The sequence below is a fragment of the Enterobacter cloacae complex sp. HYC033_NIDB genome (assembly GCF_056673335.1).
Genome location: NZ_CP115123.1, coordinates 4,067,127 through 4,084,296, shown reverse-complemented (window position 1 = coordinate 4,084,296; position 17,170 = coordinate 4,067,127). Strand labels below are relative to the sequence as shown.

The 17,170-nt window shown below is 54.2% G+C and carries 15 protein-coding genes; 10 read left to right on the top strand and 5 right to left on the bottom strand.

From position 1 onward, the window contains the following. Position 1 precedes the first annotated feature (1 nt). A complete protein-coding gene (locus O1721_RS19535) occupies positions 2-1,021 on the bottom strand; it encodes a LacI family DNA-binding transcriptional regulator (RefSeq protein ID WP_017383439.1) in 1,020 nt (339 codons plus the stop codon). A gap of 236 nt (positions 1,022-1,257) precedes the next feature. Between O1721_RS19535 and O1721_RS19530 the strand changes: the two genes are divergently transcribed. The 5 genes from O1721_RS19530 to O1721_RS19510 all read left to right on the top strand — a co-directional run bounded on the left by O1721_RS19530 (position 1,258) and on the right by O1721_RS19510 (position 5,239). Beyond that, positions 1,258-1,701 (top strand): PTS sugar transporter subunit IIA, encoded by a 444-nt coding sequence (locus tag O1721_RS19530; RefSeq protein ID WP_032648961.1) that lies wholly within the window; start codon positions 1,258-1,260, stop codon positions 1,699-1,701. 79 nt (positions 1,702-1,780) lie between these two features. Beyond that, a complete protein-coding gene (locus O1721_RS19525) occupies positions 1,781-2,053 on the top strand; it encodes a PTS sugar transporter subunit IIB (protein ID WP_003861447.1) in 273 nt (90 codons plus the stop codon). Positions 2,054-2,074: 21 nt separating this feature from the next. Then, entirely contained in the window at positions 2,075-3,466 is a 1,392-nt protein-coding gene (locus tag O1721_RS19520; RefSeq protein WP_017383437.1) for a PTS ascorbate transporter subunit IIC, read from the top strand. Further along, positions 3,463-4,293, top strand: coding sequence for a transketolase (locus O1721_RS19515; RefSeq protein WP_032648959.1), 831 nt, complete (start codon positions 3,463-3,465; stop codon positions 4,291-4,293). Before O1721_RS19520 ends, O1721_RS19515 begins: the two co-directional genes overlap by 4 nt. Beyond that, complete coding sequence (locus O1721_RS19510) at positions 4,286-5,239, top strand: transketolase family protein (protein WP_015572265.1); 954 nt, start codon at positions 4,286-4,288, stop codon at positions 5,237-5,239. Before O1721_RS19515 ends, O1721_RS19510 begins: the two co-directional genes overlap by 8 nt. A gap of 114 nt (positions 5,240-5,353) precedes the next feature. Here the strand turns inward: O1721_RS19510 and pta are convergent, their stop codons facing one another. Together pta and ackA are read right to left on the bottom strand one after the other, a co-directional pair. Then, complete coding sequence (pta, locus tag O1721_RS19505; protein WP_017383435.1) at positions 5,354-7,495, bottom strand: phosphate acetyltransferase; 2,142 nt, start codon at positions 7,493-7,495, stop codon at positions 5,354-5,356. A 75-nt stretch (positions 7,496-7,570) separates the two neighbouring features. Continuing rightward, on the bottom strand, positions 7,571-8,773 hold the full coding sequence (gene ackA / locus O1721_RS19500) for an acetate kinase (protein ID WP_015572267.1): 1,203 nt from the start codon (positions 8,771-8,773) through the stop codon (positions 7,571-7,573). A gap of 337 nt (positions 8,774-9,110) precedes the next feature. Here ackA and yfbV point away from each other — a divergent pair, with 337 nt between their 5' ends. The 4 genes from yfbV to O1721_RS19480 all read left to right on the top strand — a co-directional run bounded on the left by yfbV (position 9,111) and on the right by O1721_RS19480 (position 12,732). Next, entirely contained in the window at positions 9,111-9,566 is a 456-nt protein-coding gene (gene yfbV / locus O1721_RS19495; protein WP_017383434.1) for a terminus macrodomain insulation protein YfbV, read from the top strand. 92 nt (positions 9,567-9,658) lie between these two features. After that, the gene (locus O1721_RS19490; RefSeq protein ID WP_003861461.1) at positions 9,659-10,153 is read left to right on the top strand and encodes a YfbU family protein; all 495 of its coding nucleotides are present in this window, start codon (positions 9,659-9,661) and stop codon (positions 10,151-10,153) included. Between the two features lie 11 nt (positions 10,154-10,164). Further along, positions 10,165-10,824, top strand: coding sequence for a sugar phosphatase (locus O1721_RS19485; RefSeq protein WP_003861463.1), 660 nt, complete (start codon positions 10,165-10,167; stop codon positions 10,822-10,824). Positions 10,825-10,899: 75 nt separating this feature from the next. Continuing rightward, positions 10,900-12,732 carry an SLC13 family permease gene (locus tag O1721_RS19480; RefSeq protein WP_017693001.1) on the top strand — a complete coding sequence of 611 codons (1,833 nt, stop codon included), beginning with the start codon at positions 10,900-10,902 and terminating at the stop codon, positions 12,730-12,732. Between the two features lie 80 nt (positions 12,733-12,812). Here the strand turns inward: O1721_RS19480 and yfbR are convergent, their stop codons facing one another. Together yfbR and alaA are read right to left on the bottom strand one after the other, a co-directional pair. Next, complete coding sequence (yfbR, locus tag O1721_RS19475; protein WP_003861468.1) at positions 12,813-13,412, bottom strand: 5'-deoxynucleotidase; 600 nt, start codon at positions 13,410-13,412, stop codon at positions 12,813-12,815. Between the two features lie 116 nt (positions 13,413-13,528). After that, positions 13,529-14,743 (bottom strand): alanine transaminase AlaA, encoded by a 1,215-nt coding sequence (gene alaA / locus O1721_RS19470; RefSeq protein ID WP_003861471.1) that lies wholly within the window; start codon positions 14,741-14,743, stop codon positions 13,529-13,531. Positions 14,744-15,680: 937 nt separating this feature from the next. Between alaA and lrhA the strand changes: the two genes are divergently transcribed. Continuing rightward, the gene (lrhA, locus tag O1721_RS19465) at positions 15,681-16,619 is read left to right on the top strand and encodes a transcriptional regulator LrhA (protein WP_017693002.1); all 939 of its coding nucleotides are present in this window, start codon (positions 15,681-15,683) and stop codon (positions 16,617-16,619) included. Positions 16,620-17,170 lie beyond the last annotated feature (551 nt).

Genomic DNA, 17,170 nt, shown 5'->3' with positions numbered 1-17,170 from the left:
CTTAACAGCTTTCCCGCAGACACAGGCTGGACGCGATGGGTTTATGATCGCGCCAGTCTCCGTCATTCAGACGTTCCAGTAACGCTTTCCCGGCTTCAATCCCAATCTTGCGATGCGGTACTGCCATCGTTGTCAGCGGCGGCTGGCAGACGCGGCTGACGTCGCTGTCGCCAAAGCCCACGACCGCTAAATCGTCCGGCACTTTGATGCGTCGACGCTGGCACTCATACAGCGCGCCGCAGGCCAGTTCATCTGATACGCACACCAGCGCATCCAGTTCCGGCCACGCCAGCAGGAACTCTGGCAGTTGTGCCGCACCGGTGGAGAAGTTCGGCGGCATGGCGGCATTAATCACTCTGTTCGGCGACAGGTGGTGGCGCAGCATCGCCTTGTACCAGCCCTGCAAATGCTGCTGAAAAATCCACTGCTCCTGGTTAGCGCACAGCAGGCCGATATTCTGGTAGCCACGCTGAATCACCATCTCGGTAAGTTCATACATGGCGGCGACGTTATCAATCCCGATATTCATATCAATCGGATCGGCACGCATTGCACCCATTTCCATCACCGGGATAGAGGCGTTTTTCAGCCAGTGGCGTACGGTATCGGAGTGCTCGACGCTGAGCAGTATCGCCGCGGCGATATTCGAGGCCAGCAGCGTTTCGAGCAGTTTCTCTTCCTGTTCAAGACGATGCTGAGATTCCGCCAGCATGATCTGGTATCCGGCTGGCTGGAGCACCTGCTGTAGCCCGGCGAACATCTCGGAACAGCCAGCTTCGGAAAGGTTGGGAACTACCATCGCGATCGTCCATGACGACGCCGATGCCAGTGCGCTGGCGGCAAGATTGGGCATATAACCCAGCTCCTGCACCGCGGCTTCAATTTTTTCACGCAGTTTATCGGAAACCTGTTCGGGCGTGCGGAGGGCACGGGAAACAGTCATCGTGCCTACGCCGGCAAGCTGTGCGACATCCGCGAGCGTTACTTTTCCGGTACTGCGCCGTTTTCGGGTTAAAGACATACATCTTCCTGCTGACAGGACGCGATTCAGTTTCATCCTTCATTTTACGTGACAGGCAGTATACGCCTTAAATCCCTTTTTTTGCTGTGATTTCGCACCATGATAGCAATTTGATAGCGCTATCACAGTTCTGCATGTTAGTCGTTGGTAGCGCTATCTTTGTGATCGCGATCGCAGTCATTGATTGATGGGTTGAATAGAGTTTGCCCATGTCTGGTCTTTAGCGGGAGTGAAAAATGCTCAAAAAGTGGATATATGATACAACCATCATCCTACAGGATAGCGTTGAAAGCTGGCCCCAGGCGCTGGAACTGTGCGCGAAACCGCTGCTGGATTTGCAGGTCATTGCGCCGGAATATGTCACGGCTATCATCGAGCAGCACCACACGTTAGGTCCCTACTATGTGCTGGCTCCAGGGCTGGCAATGCCACATGCGCGACCGGAAGAAGGGGCGAAAGGACTTGGCCTGTCATTGTTAAAACTGAAACAGGGTGTCTCTTTTGGTGCCGGTGAGTTTGACCCCGTCGATGTGATTGTGATGCTGGCGGCGCCGGACAAGGATAGCCATATCGAAATGATCTCGGCCTTAGCGGAATTATTTTCCAGCGACGAAGATATGGCTGAATTACATCGGGCGAATACGCTGGAGGAGATAAAAACCATCATCGATCGCTTCTGATTTAATTATTTAATCCGATTCATCTCAACATTACGCGTCAGCGTGATGGGGCGTACTCTACTCAAAAAAGGGGATAACAATGAAAATCATGGCTATTTGCGGCTCCGGCCTGGGCAGCAGTTTTATGGTCGAAATGAATATTAAAAAGGTGCTCAAAAAACTGGAAATTGAGGCAGAGGTTGAACACTCCGATCTCTCCTCGGCCACGCCGGGCGCGGCGGACCTGTTTGTAATGGCAAAAGACATTGCCGCCAGCGCCAGCGTGCCGGAAAGCCAGCTGGTGGTAATCAACAATATCATCGATATCAACGAACTCGAAGCGCAGCTGCGCGCCTGGTTCGAAAGACAATAATCCTGATAAGGCGAGGTGGATATGTTTATCCTTGAAACGCTGAATTTCGTTGTTGATATTTTAAAAGTCCCTTCAGTGCTGGTCGGGTTAATTGCCCTGATTGGTCTGGTGGCGCAGAAAAAAGCTTTTTCGGATGTGGTAAAAGGCACAATTAAAACCATTCTCGGCTTTATTGTATTGGGCGGCGGCGCAACCGTGCTGGTGGGCTCTTTAAATCCGCTCGGCGGTATGTTTGAGCACGCCTTTAATATTCAGGGCATTATTCCCAACAATGAAGCTATTGTATCGATTGCCCTGGAGAAATATGGCGCTTCCACCGCGCTCATTATGGCCTTCGGGATGGTGGCGAATATTATTGTTGCGCGCTTTACCCGCCTGAAATACATCTTCCTCACCGGGCATCACACCTTCTACATGGCATGCATGATCGGCGTGATCCTGACGGTTGCAGGCTTCGAGGGGGTCGGGCTGGTCTTTACCGGTTCGTTGATCCTCGGCCTGATTATGGCCTTCTTCCCGGCGATTGCGCAGCGCTATATGAAGCGTATTACCGGCAACGATGAGATCGCCTTCGGTCATTTCGGCACGCTGGGCTACGTGCTGTCCGGCTGGATTGGCAGCAAGGTCGGGAAAGGCTCGCGCTCCACCGAAGAGATGAACCTGCCGAAGAACCTTAGCTTCCTGCGTGACAGTTCAATCTCCATCTCCCTGACCATGATGATTATCTACCTGATCATGGCGGTGAGCGCCGGACGTGAGTACGTGGAGGCCACCTTCAGCGGCGGCCAAAACTACCTGGTATACGCCATCATTATGGCCATCACCTTCGCGGCAGGCGTGTTCATCATCTTGCAGGGCGTGCGCCTGATTCTGGCGGAAATCGTCCCGGCCTTTACCGGCTTCTCGGAAAAACTGGTGCCCAATGCGCGGCCTGCGCTGGACTGCCCGGTGGTCTACCCGTATGCGCCAAACGCGGTGCTGATTGGCTTCCTGTTTAGCTTCCTCGGCGGGATTGTGGGCTTGTTCATCTGCGGTCAGTTTAGCTGGGTGCTGATCCTCCCGGGCGTCGTGCCGCACTTCTTCACCGGCGCAACGGCGGGCGTGTTCGGTAACGCCACCGGTGGACGCCGCGGGGCAATGATTGGCGCCTTTGCTAACGGCCTGCTGATCACCTTCCTGCCGGTCCTGCTGCTGCCTGTTCTGGGCGCAATTGGCTTTGCGAATACGACCTTCTCGGACGCTGATTTTGGTGCGGTCGGGATTGTGCTGGGCAACCTGGCACGCTTCCTGTCGCCGCTTGCCATCACCGGACTGGTTGTTGTGTTGTTCGCGCTGCTGGTGGCCTACAACGTCTTCGCTAAAAACAAACCTGCCAGCGGTAACGCGCAGGAAAACCCCGGAGCCAAATCATGAATGAGAATGAAATAACCGACCTGGCGCGTCAGATCCGCCTTGAGACGCTGAAATCCCTTACGCAGCTGGGTTTTGGTCACTACGGTGGCAGCATGTCAGTCGTTGAAACGCTGGCCGTTCTGTACGGCGCGGTGATGAAAATTGACCCGGCCGATCCGGACTGGCCAGAGCGCGATTACTTTGTGCTGTCGAAAGGCCATGCGGGGCCGGCGCTGTACAGCACGCTGGCGATTAAGGGCTACTTCCCGATTGAAGAGCTGAGCACGCTGAACCAGAACGGGACGCGTCTGCCAAGTCACCCGGATCGCCTGAAAACACGCGGCGTGGATGCCACCACCGGTTCACTGGGGCAGGGGATCTCCATCGCTGGCGGCATGGCGCTGTCGCACAAGCTGGCAGGTAGGCCAAACCGGGTGTTTTGCATCGTTGGCGACGGAGAACTGAATGAAGGGCAGTGCTGGGAAGCCTTCCAGTTTATCGCTCACCATCGACTGAACAACCTGACGGTATTCGTGGACTGGAACAAACAGCAGCTCGACGGCGAGCTGGACGAAATCATCAGCGCCTTCGACCTGGAAGGCAAATTCCGCGCCTTTGGTTTTGACGTGGTGACGGTGAAAGGGGATGACATTCCGGCGCTGCTGGAGGTGACCGCGCCGATCCCTGAGGCCGATGCGCGTCCGCGGGTGGTGATCCTCGACAGCATCAAAGGGCAGGGGGTGCCATACCTGGAACAGCTCAGCAACTCGCATCACCTGCGATTAACCGGGGAGAGCAAAGCGGCGCTTAACGAGACGATTCGCCAACTGGAGGCTTCACATGATTAAGGTTGCACCGACAGGACAGAAAGATGCCGTTGAGATGCGTAAGGTCTACGCGGGTTTTGTGGCAAAACAGATTGAGGCCGGGAGCGAGATCATTGCACTCGAAGCGGATCTGATGAGTTCGATGGCGATGGACGGCGTAGCGCGTGATTATCCACAGCACGTTATCAACTGCGGCATTATGGAGGCCAACGTGATTGGGACGGCCGCCGGGCTGTCGCTCACCGGACGGAAGCCGTTCGTCCATACCTTTACCGCTTTTGCCAGCCGTCGCTGCTTTGACCAGCTGTTTATGTCCCTGGACTACCAGCGCAATAACGTGAAGGTGATTGCCTCGGATGCGGGCGTGACGGCCTGTCACAACGGCGGGACGCATATGTCGTTTGAGGATATGGGCATCGTGCGCGGTTTGGCGCATTCAGTGGTGCTGGAGGTGACCGATGCGGTGATGTTCGAAGATGTGCTGCGTCAGCTCATCGACTTGGAAGGCTTTTACTGGGTAAGGACCATCCGTAAACAGGCGCCGAGCGTGTATGCCCCGGGGTCAACCTTCACCATCGGCAAGGGCAACGTGCTGCGCGAGGGAACCGATATTACCCTGATTGCTAACGGCATTATGGTGGCGGAAGCGCTGGAGGCGGCGCGCCAGCTGGAGCAGGAGGGGGTAAGCGCAGCGGTCATCGACATGTTTACCCTGAAGCCCATCGATCGGATGCTGGTGAAAAACTATGCCGAGAAAACCGGGCGTATTGTGACCTGCGAAAATCACAGCATTCACAACGGGCTGGGGTCGGCGGTGGCGGAAGTGCTGGTGGAAACCTGTCCGGTGCCTATGCGGCGGGTGGGGGTGAAGGAACGGTATGGTCAGGTGGGTACGCAGGACTTCTTGCAGAAGGAGTATGGCCTGACGGCACATGACATTGTGTCGGCGGCGCGAGAGTTGCTGTAATAAAAAAGGCGACCTTTTGTGGTCGCCTTTTTGTTGCCCGGTGGCGCTCGCGCTTACCGGGCCTACGGTTCTGTAGGCCGGATAAGCGAAGCGCCATCCGGCAAGACCTTACAATTACTGCTGCTGCGAAGACTGGATCGCGGTCAGCGCGATGGTGTAGACGATATCGTCAACCAGCGCACCACGTGACAGGTCGTTCACAGGTTTGCGCATGCCTTGCAGCATTGGCCCGATAGAGATCAGGTCTGCTGAACGCTGTACCGCTTTATAGGTGGTGTTACCGGTGTTCAGATCCGGGAAGATGAACACGGTAGCGCGACCTGCAACCGGCGAGTTCGGCGCTTTGGATTTCGCCACGTCAGCCATTACCGCGGCATCGTACTGGAGCGGGCCGTCGATCATCAGATCCGGACGTTTTTCCTGTGCAATGCGGGTCGCTTCACGGACTTTCTCTACGTCACTACCTGCACCAGAGGTGCCGGTGGAGTAGGAGAGCATCGCGACGCGTGGTTCGATACCGAAGGCAATCGCGGAGTCCGCAGACTGGATAGCGATTTCTGCCAGCTGCTCTGCGGTTGGGTCCGGGTTGATCGCACAGTCGCCGTAAACGTAAACCTGTTCAGGCAGCAGCATGAAGAACACGGAGGAGACCAGAGAGCTGCCCGGTGCAGTTTTGATCAGCTGCAACGGTGGACGGATGGTGTTCGCGGTGGTGTGAACCGCACCGGAAACCAGACCGTCAACTTCGTCCTGCTCCAGCATCAGCGTACCCAGCACCACGTTGTCTTCCAGCTGCTCACGCGCAACGGCTTCGGTCATGCCTTTGTTCTTACGCAGCTCAACCAGACGGGCAACGTAGCTTTCGCGGACCACGTCAGGATCAACGATTTCGATGCCCGCGCCGAGCTCAACGCCCTGAGACGCCGCAACGCGGTTGATCTCATCCGGGTTACCCAGCAGCACACAGGTCGCGATACCGCGCTCTGCACAGATGGCTGCCGCTTTAACGGTACGTGGTTCGTCGCCTTCTGGCAGAACCACGCGTTTGCCCGCTTTACGCGCCAGCTCGGTCAGCTGGTAACGGAAAGCTGGAGGAGACAGACGACGGCTGCGCTCGGAGGTCGCCGTCAGGGATTCGATCCAGTCTGCGTTGATGTAGCCCGCAACGTATTCCTGAACTTTCTCGATACGCTCGTGGTCATCAACCGGCACTTCGAGGTTGAAGCTTTGCAGGCTCAGGGAGGTCTGCCAGGTGTTAGTGTTCACCATGAAGACTGGCAGGCCAGTGGCGAACGCACGTTCGCACAGCTTGCTTACGCGTGGGTCCATCTCGTAGGCACCGGTCAGCAGGATCGCGCCGATCTCCACGCCGTTCATCGCGGCCAGACAGGCTGCAACCAGCACGTCCGGACGGTCTGCGGAGGTGACCAGCAGGGAACCTGCACGGAAATGCTCCAGCATGTGCGGAATGCTGCGCGCACAGAAGGTCACGGACTTCACGCGGCGGGTGTTGATATCGCCTTCGTTGATCACGGTGGCGTTCAGGTGACGCGCCATATCGATTGCACGGGTGGCAATCAGATCGAAGCTCCATGGCACCGCGCCCAGAACAGGCAGCGGGCTGGAATCCTGCAACTTAGCCGGGTCAACTTTGATGACTTTCGCTTTGGAAGAGTCGTCAAAAATTTCGGACAGGTCAGGACGCGTACGGCCCTGCTCATCTACTGGCGCGTTCAGCTTGTTAACAATCACGCCGGTGATGCTGGTGTTTTTCGCACCGCCGAAGCTGCTGCGCGTCAGTTCGATACGCTCTTTCAGCTGCTCTGGGGTATCCGTGCCCTGAGACATCACGAAAACGATCTCTGCGTTCAGGGTTTTCGCGATTTCAAAGTTCAGAGACTGGGCAAACTGGTGTTTACGGGTCGGGACCAGGCCTTCAACCAGCACCACTTCCGCGTCCTGCGCGTTTGCGTGGTAGTTGGCAATGATCTCTTCCATCAGCACGTCTTTCTGGTTGCTGGAGAGCAGAGATTCAACGTGGCTCATCTTCAGCGGTTCAGCCGCTGGCAGATTGGAGTTCTTGCGAACGATGGTGGTGGTCTGGTCTGGCGCATCGCCACCGGCACGTGGCTGGGCGATAGGCTTAAAGACGCTCAGACGAACGCCTTTGCGTTCCATAGCGCGGATCACGCCGAGGCTGACGCTGGTCAGGCCGACGCTGGTTCCGGTAGGGATCAGCATAATAGTACGGGACACGGTTTATCCTCTTTCGTTACCGCCGCGTTGGGCGGGTTACAAAACAGCACCGCCAGCATTGCTGGCGGTGTGGAATCAGGCAGTCAGGCGGTGCGCGTCTTGCGCGATGACCAGCTCTTCGTTAGTTGGGATAACGATAGCAGGGCGGGTGCCTTCTTTGTTGATGAAGCCAGACTTGCCGAAGCGGGCAGCCAGGTTACGCTCATGATCAACTTCGAAGCCCAGAACGCCCAGTTTGCCCAGGGACAGTTCACGTACCATTGCCGCGTTCTCACCGATACCGCCGGTGAAGATAACAGCATCCAGACGGCCTTCCATCAGCGCGGTGTAAGAACCGATGTACTTCGCCAGACGGTGGCAATAAACGTCCATTGCACGTTTAGCGTCAGCTTTTTCTGCGTAGTTGTCTTCAACGTAACGGCAGTCGCTGGTGACCTCGGTCAGGCCCAGCAGGCCAGACTCTTTGGTCAGCATTTTGTTGATGTCGTCAACGCTCATGCCCAGGGTGTCGTGCAGGTGGAAGATGATCGCCGGGTCGATATCACCGGAACGGGTACCCATCACCAGACCTTCCAGCGGGGTCAGACCCATAGAGGTGTCAACACACTTACCGTTGCGGATAGCGGAAACAGAACCACCGTTGCCCAGGTGGCAGGTGATGATGTTGACTTCTTCAACCGGCTTGTTCAGCACTTTTGCGGCTTCCTGAGTCACATAGAAGTGGCTGGTGCCGTGAGCGCCGTAACGACGGACGCCGTGCTCTTTGTACAGGCTGTATGGCAGGGCATAGAGGTAAGACTCTTCCGGCATGGTCTGATGGAACGCGGTATCAAACACGGCCACGTTTTTGTCTTTCAGACTCGGGAAGGATTTCAGTGCTTCAGCGATACCGATCAGGTGAGCCGGGTTATGCAGCGGTGCGAAAGACGCAGAGTCTTTGATACCCTGGATCACGGAGTCGTCGATTACCACGGAACTGGTGTATTTTTCGCCGCCGTGGACGATACGGTGACCAATTGCGGTCAGCTGAGCAGACAGTTCTGGTTTTTGTGCCAGAATAGTGTTAACGATAAAGTTCAGCGCTTCACTGTGAGCGGCGCCTGCACCTAAAGCCGCTTCTTGTTTGCTGCCGTCCATCTTCCACTTGATACGTGCTTCAGGCAGATGGAAACATTCGGCCAAACCAGAGAGGTACTCGTCACCGTTGAGCGCATCGATGATGGCGAATTTCAGTGAGGAGCTACCGCAGTTCAGAACCAGTACTAACTTACTCGACATGGAAGTACCTATTATTGATACGTGGCTAAAAAAACGTCAGTGAGTCTAAAAGCGTAACGCATGCTGACCCAGACATTTATGATTAACATCATGCCAAACAAACATTCTGGCAGGATGGAAGAAATACCTATGATTTTAAGCCATTTTGAACATTTTTCAGACAATGGCATAATATGCGATAATTTGACGAGTTAACGCTTATCGTCTACGGCCCTATCAGGCTGGCACAGGATACCCGATACGGGGTAGCGATGACAAAATATTTTGAACGTTGTCATAGCCTGTTGTGGTTTTGCACGAAAATTTTAATTTTTATATGTGAAGTTGAGGTACAGCCATGTCGACACCCGAAATCCCGTCCGTGAACTTTTTTAGTCTGTTTCGTCGGGGACAGCATTACGCAAAGACATGGCCGATGGAAAAGCGCCTCGCGCCCATGTTTATTGAAAATCGCACTATTCGCGCCACGCGCTATGCGATTCGCTTTATGCCCCCGATTGCCGTTTTTACCCTGTGCTGGCAGATAGCGTTAGGTGGACAGCTTGGCCCTGCCGTCGCGACGGCGCTTTTTGCGTTAAGCCTGCCGATGCAGGGGCTATGGTGGTTAGGCAAACGTTCCGTCACGCCACTTCCGCCTTCTGTTTTACACTGGTTTTATGAAGTGCGTGGAAAACTGGAGGAGGCGGGCCAGGCGCTGGCACCGGTTGAAGGCAAGCCAGACTATCAGGCGCTGGCGGATACCCTCAAGCGTGCGTTTAAACAGCTTGATAAAACATTCCTCGATGACTTGTGATTGATCATCGAAACGACGACCAAAAGAAGGCACAGTAACAATCAGTTACCGTGTCTTTTTTTTACAGTGCAATGCGCTACAGGAGTCGAAAGATGGAAATGACCCATGCTCAACGTCTGATTTTGTCTAACCAGTACAAGATGATGACTATGCTTGATCCCGATAACGCTGCGCGCTACAGCCGCCTGCAAACCATTGTTGAACGTGGTTTTGGCTTGCAGATGCGCGAACTGGATCGCGAATTTGGCGAACTGAAAGAGGAAACCTGCCGTATCGTTATCGACATCATGGAGATGTACCATGCGCTGCATGTGTCCTGGACCAATCTGAAGGACCAGCAGACCATTGACGAGCGCCGCGTGACGTTCCTGGGCTTTGATGCTGCGACGGAAGCGCGCTATCTGAGCTATGTACGCTTTATGGTGAATACCGAAGGGCGTTACACCCATTTTGATGCGGGTACGCACGGCTTCAACGCCCAGACCCCGATGTGGGATAAGTATCAACGTATGCTGAGCGCGTGGCACGCCTGTCCGCGTCAGTACCATTTAAGCAGCAACGAAATTCAACAAATCATTAATGCCTGACGGAGGTGTGTGTGCAGTGTAAAGGTTTTCTGTTTGATCTGGACGGTACGCTGGTGGATTCGCTACCGGTGGTGGAGCGCTCGTGGTGCCACTGGGCCGACCGGCACGGCATCGACCATCAGGACGTACTGAATTTCATCCATGGCAAACAGGCCATTACCTCATTGCGGCACTTCCTTGCGGGACGTTCTGAGGAAGAGATTCAGGCGGAGTTCCGCTATCTTGAGCAGATTGAAGCTACCGATACCGAAGGCATCACCGCGCTGCCCGGTGCGCGTGAACTGCTTGAGCACCTGAATGAAGCGCAGATCCCGTGGGCTATCGTCACCTCCGGCTCGGTTCCCGTCGCGCATGCCCGTCATAAGGCGGCAGGTTTACCGACGCCGGACGTCTTCATTACCGCTGAGCGCGTGAAGCGCGGCAAGCCTGAACCGGATGCGTTTCTGCTCGGCGCTGAACTGCTCGGCCTGGCGCCAGCGGAGTGCGTGGTGGTGGAAGACGCGGCGGCAGGCGTGCTGGCCGGGCTGAACGCCGGAAGCCACGTCATTGCCGTTAACGTCCCGGCGGGTTCCCCCCGGCTGGAAGAGGCGGATTTCGTGCTTAACACCCTGACCGCCATCGACGTCTCGAAGGCGTCAGACGGAGTTGTAACCGTCTCGCTAAAAATGTAATCCCATGATATAGCCCCGCATTACCGGGGCTTTTTTATGGCAGAATTGCTTCTCCTCCACTGACAAGGACATGTTGTGAACGGTGAACTGATTTGGGTCCTGAGCCTGCTGTTAATCGCCATCATTCTTTTTGCCACGGGCAAGGTGCGCATGGATGCCGTCGCCCTGTTTGTGATTGTCGCATTCGTTCTGAGCGGTACCCTTTCCCTGCCGGAAGCCTTTTCCGGGTTTAGCGATCCCAACGTTATTTTGATTGCCGCCCTGTTTATTATTGGCGACGGGCTGGTACGCACCGGCGTGGCGACGATGATGGGGTCGTGGTTGGTTAAGGTGGCGGGCAGCAGCGAAACCAAAATGCTGATTTACCTGATGCTGACGGTCGCCGGGCTGGGCGCGTTTATGAGCTCTACGGGCGTCGTGGCCATCTTTATTCCGGTCGTGCTGAGCGTCTGCATGAGGATGCAGATCTCCCCGTCGCGGCTGATGATGCCGTTGAGCTTCGCCGGGCTCATCAGCGGCATGATGACGCTGGTCGCAACGCCGCCGAACCTCGTCGTGAACAGCGAACTGATCCGTGAGGGGCTTGAGGGGTTTAGCTTTTTCAGCGTTACGCCGATCGGGCTGGTGGTACTGGTGATGGGCATTATCTATATGCTATTGACCCGTTTCGCGCTGAAAGGGGAGAAGCAGGATAAAGCCAAAGAGGGCTGGAAGCGGCGCTCTTTCCGCGATCTGATTAAAGAGTATCGTCTGACCGGGCGTGCCCGACGTCTGGCTATCCGCCCGGGATCGCCTATGGTGGGGCAGCGGCTGGATGACCTTAAGCTACGCGAACGCTATGGCGCGAACGTCATCGGGGTTGAGCGCTGGCGTCGTTTTCGTCGGGTGATCGTTAACGTGAACGGGGTGTCAGAGTTTCGCGCGCGTGACGTCCTGCTGATTGATATGTCCACCGCAGACGTGGATCTGCGGGAGTTTTGTAGCGAGCAGCTGCTGGAGCCGATGGTCCTGCGCGGCGAGTATTTCTCTGACCAGGCGCTGGATGTGGGAATGGCCGAGGTGTCGCTGATCCCGGAATCGGAGTTATTGGGCAAAACCGTGCGTGAAATCGGCTTTCGTACCCGCTATGGCCTCAACGTGGTGGGCCTGAAGCGCGATGGCGTAGCCCTTGAAGGGGCGGTGGTGGATGAGCCGATCCTGCTGGGGGATATCTTCCTCGTGGTCGGCAACTGGAAACTGATTAGCCAGCTCGGGCAGAAAGGCCGCGATTTTGTGGTGCTGAATATGCCGATTGAAGAGAACGATGCATCACCGGCGCACAGCCAGGCGCCTCATGCGATTTTTTGCCTGGTATTGATGGTCGCGCTGATGCTGACGGACGAGATCCCTAACCCGGTGGCGGCGATAATCGCCTGTCTGTTAATGGGCAAATTCCGCTGTATTGACGCCGAAAGCGCTTACAAAGCGATTCACTGGCCGAGCATCATTCTCATCGTCGGGATGATGCCCTTCGCCCTGGCGCTACAGAAAACCGGCGGGGTGGATTTGATCGTGAAAGGCTTAATGGACGCGGGCGGGGGATATGGTCCGTACCTGATGATGGTTTGCCTGTTCGTCATGTGCGCCACCATTGGTTTGTTCATCTCCAATACCGCAACGGCGGTGCTGATGGCGCCCATTGCGCTGGCGATGGCAAAATCGATGGGCGTTTCGCCGTATCCGTTTGCGATGATGGTTGCGATGGCGGCGTCCGCGGCATTTATGACGCCGGTCTCTTCCCCGGTCAATACCCTGGTGCTGGGGCCCGGGAATTATAGGTTCAGTGATTTCGTGAAGCTGGGTGTGCCGTTCACCGTGCTGGTGATGGTGGTGTGCGTGGTATTGATACCGGTCCTGTTTCCGTTCTGAGCATTTTGCCGGGTGGCGGCAACGCCTTACCCGGCCTACAACCCCGTAGGCCCTGCAAGCGCAGCGCCGCTGGGCGAAAATCAGAGTGGCGAATCCTGGCTAATCTCATCCAGCGACAAATGGAAGCTCGGCACAAACACGCGCATAAAGTAGTCCATCTCTTCGCTGCGACGGGATTCCAGCGTTTTTTCCAGACGCGTTTTTGCCAGTAAAAATTCGTTATTCCCGGCGGATAACTCTTCCAGACACTTCAGGTAGGCGCACAGCGCATCGGCCTGCTTAACCAGGGATTTCTCCTCTTCCGTATACTGATGCTCATCGATCAGCGGCCCGAAGATATCGCGCAGCTCTTCAGGCACCATGTCGATCAGCTTCTGCTGGGCAATCTTCTCAATGGCCTTATATTCCTGGGCAATCTGCGAGTTGAAATATTTCACCGGCGTAGGCAGATCCCCGGTCAGCACTTCCGATGCATCGTGATACATCGCCAGCAGGGCGATACGTTCGGCATTCACCTGCCCGTTGAATTTGCGGTTTTTAATCGCGGCCAGCGCGTGCGCGACCATGGCAACCTGCAAACTGTGCTCAGACACATTTTCAGTACGCACATTGCGCATCAGCGGCCAGCGGTTGATGAGTTTCAGGCGGGAGAGGTGGGCAAAGAAATGACTCTGACTCATAGGTTACCTTATGTCTTCACTGCGACAGACTTCATTGTGCGGGGAGGGGAGGGAAGATGCAAATTTGCGGATGGTGAAGCCGGGTAAGCGCAGCGCTACCCGGCGGAAAGCCAGCGTTACTGATGGTACCCGGAGAGGAAGCGCCCGAAGCGGCTGATGGCCATCTCGAGATCGTCTTCGCGCGGCAGCGTCACGATACGCACGTGGTCCGGCCACGGCCAGTTAAACGCCGTCCCCTGAACCAGCAGCACTTTTTCTTGTAGCAGGAAGTCGAGCACCATTTTCTGATCGTCGTGAATATTGAAGCGCTTCGCGTCGATTTTCGGGAACATATACAGCGCGCCGTTAGGCTTCACGCAGGAGACGCCCGGAATATCATTAATCAATTCCCATGCGCGGTTGCGCTGTTCATACAGGCGGCCGCCTGGAACGATAAACTCGCTGATGCTTTGATAGCCGCCGAGAGCTGTCTGGATCGCATGTTGCGCCGGTACGTTGGCGCACAGACGCATGGATGCCAGCATCTCCAGCCCTTCAATGTAGCCTTTCGCATGTTTTTTCGGACCGTTCAGTACCATCCAGCCCTGACGGAAACCGGCAACGCGATAAGTTTTAGACAGTCCGTTAAAGGTGACCGTCAGCAGATCGGGTGCCAGCGCGGCGATAGAGTGGTGCTGCGCCGCGTCGTACAGGATCTTGTCGTAAATCTCGTCGGCAAAGATGATCAGGTTGTGCTGGCGGGCGATCTCGACGATCTCCATCAGCAGCTCTTTTGAATAGACCGCACCCGTCGGGTTATTCGGGTTAATGATCACGATACCCCGGGTGCGCGGGGTAATTTTGGCGCGAATATCATCCAGATCCGGGAACCAGTCAGAGGATTCGTCGCACAGGTAGTGCACCGCTTTACCGCTGGACAGGGACACCGCAGCCGTCCACAGCGGATAATCCGGGGCAGGAACCAGCATTTCATCGCCGCTGTTCAGGAGCGCCTGCATCGCCTGAACGATCAGCTCCGAGACACCGTTGCCAATGTAGATATCTTCAACGGTGACGTCGCGCATACCGCGAGCCTGATAGTGCTGCATGATGGCTTTACGGGCGGAATAAAGCCCTTTTGAATCGCAGTAGCCTTGTGCAGTGGGCAGGTTGCGGATCACATCCACCAGGATCTCATCCGGCGCTTCAAAACCAAATGGCGCGGGGTTGCCGATGTTGAGTTTCAGAACCTTATTGCCTTCCTCTTCAAGGCGTTTTGCCTCTTTGAGTACCGGGCCACGGATGTCGTAACAGACGTTGTCGAGCTTGCTGGATTTTTCGATAGGGGACATGAACCTTTAACCTTTTCGCTATTATTGCAACTTCCTGCCGTGGAAGTGAGCACGGAACAATGTACTCCCACCGCGCTTCGTTTTGAAGGGCGCACAGAAGAAGATTTCGTCCAACCGGGCAATGCCGCGGTGATCGCTTACTCTAACGACGGAGTGATTTTGTGCCTGAATTTATCGTGATAAAGAGGGGTGTTGGGTTGTTTGTGCTAAAAATTTCATATAAAGATGAATATTATTCTGGAATAAATAAAAAGACGATTCGGGCTGATGCATTAGTCCCTCTGAGTGACCATTCGTAAAACCTGAATGCTGAGATACCGATTGCCATATTAGCAAAGCCAGGTTAAAAGTTACTCATGTGAAATTAATGTTAAGGGTTATTAATGAATGGCCTGAATCTAAATTAAACTTTATTTATTATTAACGACGAAAATGCAACTTTCGTTAATTTTAATAAAAAGAGTGTAGTTGCTTATCATTGGCGGTAAATCCTTAATATTGCAATAAGACTTATAAATATAGTGGATTTGGGTTAAGATGTGTTTCGGGAATGCAGCATAGCGATAGGCCTGTTACGTATATCGGATACTGCTTTCCTGTATTAATCGATTGTTATTGTTAAAGTTATCTCTGGCTGATTGGGTAAGTCACATCTTGCTACGTTGCCAACGCTGCGATATAGATGGCAGAAAACATGTCTTACTCTTTATGGTATTAACATCGACCTGCAAACAACGAAATATCCTGGACGCAAGAGAATAAAAATAACGTCATGAAACGTGATTTCTGACTGGTGATATACCGCAGTACAATAACTATCTGTCAGGCAGTCTGCCGGGCCGGGATGCGAGGGAAACTCTTCAGAAGGAATTGCTTAACTGTTACACACAGCTTCAACCCGGGCAGCTCCGCACGAGCAACCTGAAAGTGAAAAGATATGATAAATGCAAATCGTCCGATAATGAATCTCGACCTCGATCTGCTGAGAACGTTTGTTGCGGTCGCCGATCTCAACACTTTTGCAGCAGCTGCTGCCGCCGTTTGCCGTACCCAGTCCGCCGTGAGTCAGCAAATGCAGCGGCTGGAACAACTGGTTGGTAAAGAGCTTTTTGCGCGTCATGGACGTAATAAGCTTTTAACAGAACATGGTATTCAGCTTCTGGGTTATGCCAGAAAGATACTGCGCTTTAATGATGAAGCCTGTATGTCATTAATGTTTAGCAACCTTCAGGGAGTGTTAACATTAGGGGCGTCAGATGAATCAGCAGATACCATTTTACCCTTCCTTCTCAACCGAATTAGCTCGGTTTATCCGAAGCTTGCCCTGGACGTTAGCGTTAAACGCAATGCCTTCATGGTTGAGATGCTGAAAGAAAACGAGGTTGACCTGGTGGTCACCACGCATCGACCTGGCCAGTTTGACAGCCTGACGCTGCGTACTTCTCCAACGCACTGGTACTGTGCCGCGGAGTATGTATTGCAGAAAGGTGAGCCGATACCCCTGGTCCTGCTGGACGATCCGAGTCCGTTCCGCGATATGGTGCTGGCTGCGCTCAACGAAGCCGGTATTCCATGGCGCCTGGCGTACGTGGCGTCAACCTTGCCCGCAGTGCGAGCGGCGGTGAAGGCCGGGCTTGGCGTAACGGCCCGTCCGGTGGAGATGATGAGCCCCGATCTGCGTGTGCTGGGTCAATCCGAGGGACTCCCGTCGTTGCCGGATACGGAGTACCTGCTGTGCCATAACGCCGCCAGCAACAACGAGCTGGCAAAAGTGGTGTTCGAGGCAATGGAAAACTACCACAATCCATGGCAGTACGCGCCTGTTACTCCCGAAGGAGGGGACGACTCCCTGATCGTGGAAGGGGATTTTGAGTGATCATTCCCTCAAAATTCTCGTAACAAAATGTAAGTGCAAAAAAGAGCCACTCGCATGATTTTTTCCTGCGAGTGGTTTTTTTTGCTATTCATAACCGTGAACGGAGCAGGGATAAAGCAAATACCGCTTATTTATCAATGCAGAAAATGTTTTTGGTTAAGATGTAAACAATACCTGTTCTAACTTACCTCATACCCCGCCGATGTTAAAAAAACAGGAAATATGTTGCTGTTTTTTTGATTGAATTAACAAAAGCGTGTCTCAGATCAAGAAAATACTCCCATTTGGGGGGAGGAATCGTTGGCAAATCCTGTCAAAATAGGAGGGTTATTTTTTTTACTTCCAAAACGGACACGATTCAACAAGATGCATTTGACGGAAAGTCATGTACCCACCAGGGTTAAAGGGCACCAAATGTTAATGAGAATCGCACGTTGTAATTTAATGTGAAGAAACTTTTGTTAAAGTTGACAAAAGGTTATAGAAAGGAGTAAAAAACCCCATCATTTTGCTGTCTATGTCTCATTTCTGACAGTTAGTGTAAGGTTATT

Coding starts and splice junctions, on each gene's coding strand:
- O1721_RS19535 (WP_017383439.1), bottom strand. CDS start 1,021: ATGTCTTTAACCCGAAAACGGCGCAGTACCGGAAAAGTAACGCTCGCG.
- O1721_RS19530 (WP_032648961.1), top strand. CDS start 1,258: ATGCTCAAAAAGTGGATATATGATACAACCATCATCCTACAGGATAGC.
- O1721_RS19525 (WP_003861447.1), top strand. CDS start 1,781: ATGAAAATCATGGCTATTTGCGGCTCCGGCCTGGGCAGCAGTTTTATG.
- O1721_RS19520 (WP_017383437.1), top strand. CDS start 2,075: ATGTTTATCCTTGAAACGCTGAATTTCGTTGTTGATATTTTAAAAGTC.
- O1721_RS19515 (WP_032648959.1), top strand. CDS start 3,463: ATGAATGAGAATGAAATAACCGACCTGGCGCGTCAGATCCGCCTTGAG.
- O1721_RS19510 (WP_015572265.1), top strand. CDS start 4,286: ATGATTAAGGTTGCACCGACAGGACAGAAAGATGCCGTTGAGATGCGT.
- ackA (WP_015572267.1), bottom strand. CDS start 8,773: ATGTCGAGTAAGTTAGTACTGGTTCTGAACTGCGGTAGCTCCTCACTG.
- yfbV (WP_017383434.1), top strand. CDS start 9,111: ATGTCGACACCCGAAATCCCGTCCGTGAACTTTTTTAGTCTGTTTCGT.
- O1721_RS19490 (WP_003861461.1), top strand. CDS start 9,659: ATGGAAATGACCCATGCTCAACGTCTGATTTTGTCTAACCAGTACAAG.
- yfbR (WP_003861468.1), bottom strand. CDS start 13,412: ATGAGTCAGAGTCATTTCTTTGCCCACCTCTCCCGCCTGAAACTCATC.
- alaA (WP_003861471.1), bottom strand. CDS start 14,743: ATGTCCCCTATCGAAAAATCCAGCAAGCTCGACAACGTCTGTTACGAC.
- lrhA (WP_017693002.1), top strand. CDS start 15,681: ATGATAAATGCAAATCGTCCGATAATGAATCTCGACCTCGATCTGCTG.